Origin of the sequence: Chamaesiphon polymorphus CCALA 037, from assembly GCF_003003845.1 — a bacterium.
Lineage (GTDB): Bacteria > Cyanobacteriota > Cyanobacteriia > Cyanobacteriales > Chamaesiphonaceae > Chamaesiphon > Chamaesiphon polymorphus.
Map to the genome: position 1 here is coordinate 1 of NZ_PVWO01000342.1, position 6545 is coordinate 6545.

8 protein-coding genes are annotated in these 6545 nt (G+C 43.9%); 4 read left to right on the forward strand and 4 right to left on the reverse strand.

The window, feature by feature from the left end; translation table 11 throughout:
* The coding region (locus tag C7B77_RS21020) for a PD-(D/E)XK nuclease family protein (RefSeq protein ID WP_181243948.1) at positions 1–854 on the reverse strand (854 nt) is incomplete at its 3' end.
* A gap of 251 nt (positions 855–1105) precedes the next feature.
* Here C7B77_RS21020 and C7B77_RS21025 point away from each other — a divergent pair.
* Positions 1106–1720 (forward strand): hypothetical protein, encoded by a 615-nt coding sequence (locus C7B77_RS21025; protein ID WP_106309424.1) that lies wholly within the window; start codon positions 1106–1108, stop codon positions 1718–1720.
* 119 nt (positions 1721–1839) lie between these two features.
* Here C7B77_RS21025 and C7B77_RS21030 read toward each other — a convergent pair whose 3' ends face one another.
* Both C7B77_RS21030 and C7B77_RS21035 read right to left on the reverse strand, forming a co-directional pair.
* A complete protein-coding gene (locus tag C7B77_RS21030; protein ID WP_106309439.1) occupies positions 1840–3441 on the reverse strand; it encodes a glucose-6-phosphate isomerase in 1602 nt (533 codons plus the stop codon).
* A gap of 212 nt (positions 3442–3653) precedes the next feature.
* The gene (locus C7B77_RS21035) at positions 3654–4202 is read right to left on the reverse strand and encodes a Uma2 family endonuclease (RefSeq protein ID WP_106309427.1); all 549 of its coding nucleotides are present in this window, start codon (positions 4200–4202) and stop codon (positions 3654–3656) included.
* 150 nt (positions 4203–4352) lie between these two features.
* On the opposite strand from C7B77_RS21035, the gene C7B77_RS21040 reads away from it, so the two are divergent.
* From C7B77_RS21040 to C7B77_RS21050, 3 genes are all read left to right on the forward strand, one after another.
* Entirely contained in the window at positions 4353–4616 is a 264-nt protein-coding gene (locus tag C7B77_RS21040) for an AbrB/MazE/SpoVT family DNA-binding domain-containing protein (RefSeq protein ID WP_106309430.1), read from the forward strand.
* On the forward strand, positions 4604–4984 hold the full coding sequence (locus C7B77_RS21045; protein WP_106309433.1) for a type II toxin-antitoxin system PemK/MazF family toxin: 381 nt from the start codon (positions 4604–4606) through the stop codon (positions 4982–4984). The genes C7B77_RS21040 and C7B77_RS21045 overlap by 13 nt, the downstream gene beginning before the upstream one ends.
* Positions 4985–5217: 233 nt before the next feature.
* The gene (locus tag C7B77_RS21050) at positions 5218–5889 is read left to right on the forward strand and encodes a PEP-CTERM sorting domain-containing protein (RefSeq protein WP_146138429.1); all 672 of its coding nucleotides are present in this window, start codon (positions 5218–5220) and stop codon (positions 5887–5889) included.
* 129 nt (positions 5890–6018) lie between these two features.
* Here C7B77_RS21050 and C7B77_RS30240 read toward each other — a convergent pair whose 3' ends face one another.
* Positions 6019–6162, reverse strand: a complete 144-nt coding sequence (locus C7B77_RS30240; protein ID WP_181243949.1) for a hypothetical protein — start codon at positions 6160–6162, stop codon at positions 6019–6021.
* Positions 6163–6545 lie beyond the last annotated feature (383 nt).

Sequence of the window (6545 nt, forward strand, 5' to 3'; positions counted from 1 at the left end):
GAACTTTCCAGTTGAGATTTATACTTGCCTTGGGCCACAATCTGATGACCCTCCCTGAAAATGAGCGAACCGTAAGTTAAGGATCTCCACAAACCTGATTCAATATGACAAGTAGATATGTCTTCAAAAGTGACGACCTCTTTTAGCTGCTGCACTTTCATCCGCATATCCTGCCGCAATCCATCTACTTCATTAAGTAAAATTGCAATGTTTTGGTGATTGTTACGAAAATATTCGAGTCGTTGCCGATCCATTGTAGTTACCTCTTGTAAATTTTGTATGGTTTGGATAAAGTCTCTTAAAAATGTTACATGCGGTTCATGTGCCGTCAGAAAATACGAGCCAATGTTCGCAACTACCTTCTGGAAGAAGTCTTCATAACCGATTGGTTGAAAACCATCTAATTCACTTGATGGCTTTGTAGAACGTAATGATAATAATATCTTGCAGACTTTACGACCATTACGCAATGATTCTAGATATTTTGAGTATTCAGAGAAATCATTGTATAAGCCAGCAAAAATCTTGTTTTCTATTCCAATAACATAGTTGTCTGATTCAATTACTAGGTCGATGCGTTTTCCCTTTTCGGTAATTTCCTCGCGTCTTACATCAATACCCGATCCATCGATCGCTAATTCTTCATCGATGAGTGTAGCTAAAGTATCCAAAAAGAGCGTACCAAACCCATGCTCATTACTAGGCTGTAAGTAAAACGCGAGGATATTGCTACAAACGTTCTCGAAGTGCGGATATCCCGCAATTTCCATAAACGTCGGCTCCCGATTTACTGCCTTTGGCAAATTTTTTAAACCAGTGAAGAGATCGGTTATTTGTTCTATGGATAAAGTCACAATGTTTATGGGTAGCGATCGTCAATGATAGGATACCCACAAAACTAGTGTTTCTATCGAGTCTCTTCCCGATCGTCTGAGCCGACAAAAACATTGTTTGATAGATGAAAGAAACTTTGGCTGAGGCTGTTGGGTTTCGCCTTGCTCTACCCAACCTACAGATCCTATACAAAAAATCGATTTTCCTGTAATCGGCTATCGATCGAGTGTATCTAACTCTAAAAGGATAGCGATCCATTAGCTAAGAATTTATGAGAGCGACAAGCGGCAAATTGACTAGATTCCTACCATTATGCTTAGGCATAATTTCCACCATCATCCTGACATCGGCACTAGTACCCGGTCGATTAGAACATCATTCTAGCGATATTTTCTTATCTCTGGCATTATGGGTAGGATTGCCACTGCTGTATCTTGGGGTATCGATCTTAGCGATTAGGGATATTTACTATCTCTTTTCGTCTCGTCGAAAAGAACGCAAACGTCGTCAATTATCGGGCGTATTGAGCCTATCGATCTTACTGATAACTAGTATATTGCTATCTTTAGATGTCCCTACGCGACTCTACTTTTTTACATCAAATAAACAATTTCAACAAGTTTTAACTCAAAAAGTATTACCCGATCGTAATTACGAAAGTATTAAAAAGGTTGGGAATTTTAAAATAGCTGACATTGTGGTCGATAATAATGGCTCGGACAAACCAGAAGCTAAATCTGTCTATTTTGTTACTAGAAATGTCCCTGACTGGATCGATATCGATCGCTATGGTTTTGCTTATCTTCCCGATCGATCCAAAACTTTTGCGACTAGCACTCGTCATCTCTATGGCAAATGGTATACATTTTTCCAAAAAGGTAATTAACTATCCGAGATCGCGATTGACAACATAGGTTTGGCTCGATCGATTGAGGGCAGGGGTAATTCATAGATTACCCCTGCCCTCGATTTTTCACAAACGGACGATCGGCTCAATCTTACCGATTATTTATTCGCCCAAGCAACGCGCAAACTTCCTGGTTGCGAGAGATTGCCTGTCAAGACGACACCGCGATCGTTTGCCTGGAGATGTCGGAGAATCTTGTAAATTGCTTCTACTTGTTCTGGTTCGCCAATCGTCGCGGCTAATTCGGCGATCGTTACTGGTGCAGAAATCGTCATTCCTTGCAGTGCCTTCACCACATCGGTTTGCAACTTAAGAATGACAGCAGCGGCTTTTTTACCCGCTTCGACACCTGGTTGATGGTAAGCATTGATATTGACAATCGAAGCATATAAGCCTACAGCCCGCTCGTAGAGAGCAATCAGGGCACCGACTGTCTGCGCGGTAACGGTCGGAATCGTCACAGTCAAAGAGTCGCGGTGATTGTCGTACAATGCTTGGCGCGTACCTTGGAGGAAACCCGATAGATAGTCGCCACTAGTAACGCCAGGATCGATTTCGGGAGAGATACCCTCGCGATCGTGCAAGACTTCGATAAATGTCAGGAAGAAATTGGGAATGCCTTCGCGCAATTGTTGCACGTAAGCATGTTGATCGGTCGAACCTTTATTCCCGTAAACGGCAATCCCCTGATAGACTTTATTGCCATCGAGATCGGTTTCTTTGCCCAAAGACTCCATTACCAATTGCTGGAGATAACGACTAAATAACAACAAACTATCTTTGTAAGGTAAGACAACCATATCTTTTTCACCCTTCCCATTCCCCGACGCATACCAAGCCAGCGCGAGTAAGGCGGCGGGATTGGTTTTGATGTCTGGGACGCGGGTGGCGATGTCCATTTCCCTAGCTCCAGCTAACATGCCATGAATGTCGATGCCCTGGAGTGCTGCTGGCAGTAAACCAACGGAAGATAATTCCGAAGTCCGTCCACCTACCCAGTCGGGCATCGGAAATCTGGCGATCCAACCTGCGGATTGGGCGACTCGATCGAGTTGGCTGCCCATGCCTGTAATTGCCACCGCATAGGCCGGAAAATCGAGATTCTGGGCGCGATAAGCAGCCTGGACTTCTAACATGCCGTTTCGCGGTTCGGGGGTGCCTCCAGACTTAGATATAACCATGACTAGAGTCGTACTCAGCCTGTCTTGAACCCGACTGAGCACCCGATCGATCCCAGTTGGATCGCTATTGTCGATAAAGTGAATATTTAATGGGGGACGATCTGGCGAAAGAGCTTCAGCTACAAATTGTGGCCCCAATGCCGAGCCACCAATCCCCACGGTAATCAGATCGGTAAATTTACCACCTTGAGGGGGATGAATGGTACCGTTATGCACTTTGAGGGCGAAATCCGCGATCGAGTCGATCGTGGTGGTAATTTCGGTCGCAATTTCTGGAGTAGGTGCCAGTTCTGGGTTCCGCAACCAATAATGTCCGACCATCCGGTGTTCGTCAGGATTGGCAATTGCCCCTGCTTCTAAAGCTGCCATATCGGCAAATGCTTTCACAAATTTGGGTTGCAGTTGGGAAACCAACACATCATCGAACCGCATCCGGCTAATGTCTAGATACAAGCCTAACCCTGGGTGATAATACAACCAATCTTGATATCGCTGCCATAGCAATGCACCTGTTGCCATCACTCAACCAACCTCTTAAATCTAAAAAATTCTACGGCGATCTCAATTTGCCCTCTTACTAAGATACCAGTCTCAAGTAGGTCGGGCTGGTATCTTTACATAAAAATTCGATCGCGTAGCGTACCATTGGTAATCGCCTCATCATTTAAAAGGCAATTGCCGACGGCAAGCTACATGCGAACCATCGGTTTTATCGACATGTGGGTGGCAATCTAAGCAAGTAGCTGTTGAATATCGATCGCCACCTCTGGAAAAGCTAATGGAGAAATCGTCCCAGTTGCATAACTGGTTTGAGATCGATAACCATCGGTTGTAAGTTCGCGAAAGACAACTAATGCTGATGCTGGTAAATTTAGCACCCAGTACTCCTCAATTCCAGCACCTGCATAGAGATCTTTCTTCAAACTTAGATCTTTAGCGAGGGTAGAGTTAGCAATTTCTATCAGCCAAAATACATCTTCTGGGTAGGGGTGTCTGTCCCGATATAGTGTCGATCGATTTTTGACAACTGCAATATCTGGCTCTGGTTCTGAGTTATTGGGTAAGGTAATCGGGTGCGCCTCGCGGACTTTGGCTCTATCTCCCAAAATCCGGCGTAAATACTCAGCGATTTCGCCACAATAAGCCGAGTGTGGCGCACCTTCTGGCGACATCTCGATAATTTCCCCGTTTACTAGCTCTACTTTTCGGTCGTCGAGTATCCCCGTCGAGATCATCTGATGATAATCTTGGAGACTCCATTTCGCAGTTACGATCGTCATTGAATTTTACCTCACAGGTTGAGATAGTACAGATATTTTATCATTAACTCAATTAGACTCACTCAAGCAATCGGAATGCGACTCGATCGACAGTCTTTGACTTTTATTGCTAGCATGTGGGTATAATGTAATTACTTTTTACCCAAATCTATGGCTACATCCGTCAAAGGGCGAATAATTAAAGTTGGCAATTCTCAAGGGATTAGAATTCCGAAGCTATTACTAGAGCAAAGCGGTATCTCGGAAAACGTCGAAATAGAGGTTAGGGATAATCAGATCGTGATCACAGCAGCATCTCGCGCTCGGACTGGGTGGGCGGAGGCATTTTCACAGATGTCTAGCAATGAAGATGAGGATATTTTGCTAGATAACGCGATCGCCACTACATGGGATGAGGAAGAATGGGAGTGGTAATCGCGAGATTTGATGTTTTTCTAGTGGTGCTAGATCCGACAATTGGGAGCGAAATTCAAAAGCGGCTCGCGCCCGTCGGGTTCCCCGACGCGAAAAGCGAGACAAGACAAACTCGTCCATGTCTGATAATCTCTCCTGATGAGATGAACTTACATTTGGCAACAGCGATCGTCGCTCCTATGACTACGAAGGGCAAACTCTATCCGAGTCAGATTCCTGTTAACTTTGAAGGCAAAGATGGCTATATCGTTCTCGACCAAATTCGCACCGTCGATAAAACGAGGTTGATAAAAAAACTAGGCTCGATCTCGATCGACGCACAAAAAGCGGTCTTAAATACCTTGACTGAGATGTTTGCTGAAGATTAAACCAGAGACCGTCCCGCTCTTCTATGACAATTTTGGAGAATTCATTATGGTACATCAATAAGATATCAAAATGCTAAAAATGCGATCTTTTATACATTTATTAATTAAATAACTTAACATACATAGCTTGTAAATCGAGCTGCGTTAATGTAGTATTACATTGCTTATTTCCTGATTTTTCTATGTCTTCCATTTCAACCATTTTAAAAAACCCACATTCCGCATAGCGGAATGTGGGTAACAAGGTTTCCATTGCTACTGCTGGCTTGGCACTAATGACAACCGCTCTAAGTACTTCTAGTGCAAATGCTGCATCACTAACTATTCCAACAACAACTGTTAATGGTACTGATGTTTTTTCTGGGCCATCCTTCACAGTAAATAACGACTTTCTCGGCACAGATACAATTAGTTTAAATGTTTCGGGGACAGTCAATCTTACAAACACAGTACCTACAGGCTCAGGATATATCACAAATGCTGCTGGTATACTTACACAGCCTACAGCATCCTTTGGCTCTCAACCCACTGGTGCTTTTGTAGTGAGGGCACCTGGCATTAATTGGGGTGCTTTGCTGCTTGGCAATAGCACATTAGGCTTCCGTCAGTTATTTACAGCGAATACTGCAAATGGTCTAGGTAGTTCAACTCCATCGACAAATCTTTCACTAACAAATGTTACTTTAGCTTCAATCTTTGGTACTGGCCTGACTAATGGAACAGTCCTTGAGTTCCGGATCTCCGATTCAGATAATTTTAACAATTCAGGCGCATTTACTGTCAGTAGCCCTACCACTCTGCCAACAACAACTGCTGTTCCCGAACCATTTACAATTATTGGTACCTTAATTGGTGGTGCAGCAGCAGTAAGGATGAGAAAGAAACTCAAATCTGACACTATTTAGATCGATAGGCATTTAGGTTGGGTAGAGTAGAGCGAAGCCCAACCTAGATGTCCTGATAAAAATACTAAAGTTTGCAGTTCTGCCAATGCTTTTTTGGTAAGGAAATCTGGCTTCCCTGTGGCAACTTGGCTAATTATTAGGTGGTAGACGATCGAGAATCGAATTTGTCTTTTGCTCGATCGTGTTGAGCTTCCGTAAAATCGTCGGACGGTCTTCATCAATCGAACTTAACATATTCACCAATCCTTCAGACAATCTTTCTAATCGATCCATCCTCTCTTCATGCTTAATGCTATTTTACACTGATAAATAAATACGATATCCTACAGCCATACAAAAACACCAGCCTGACGGAATCATCAGACTGGTATCGTTACATAGAAAATTCGATCGTTCTTGGGTTCCTGCGGAGATCTACTCACCCCGCCCTGCGGGCACCCCTCCCAAGAGGGGATTTTTTAATCTAGTAGTCGGCGGCATAAATAACCCAGGAATTCTTAAATAACACATCATCTGACGACAAACCTCTAGCGATATCGATCGATACTAGGTTTATTTACGCCGCTCAGTACTAGTGCCTATTTTTAATTCTCCTCCTCTGCGAAGGCAGACGCTACGCGAACGGAGGGGTGCCCGCAGGGCGGGGTGGGTTCCAG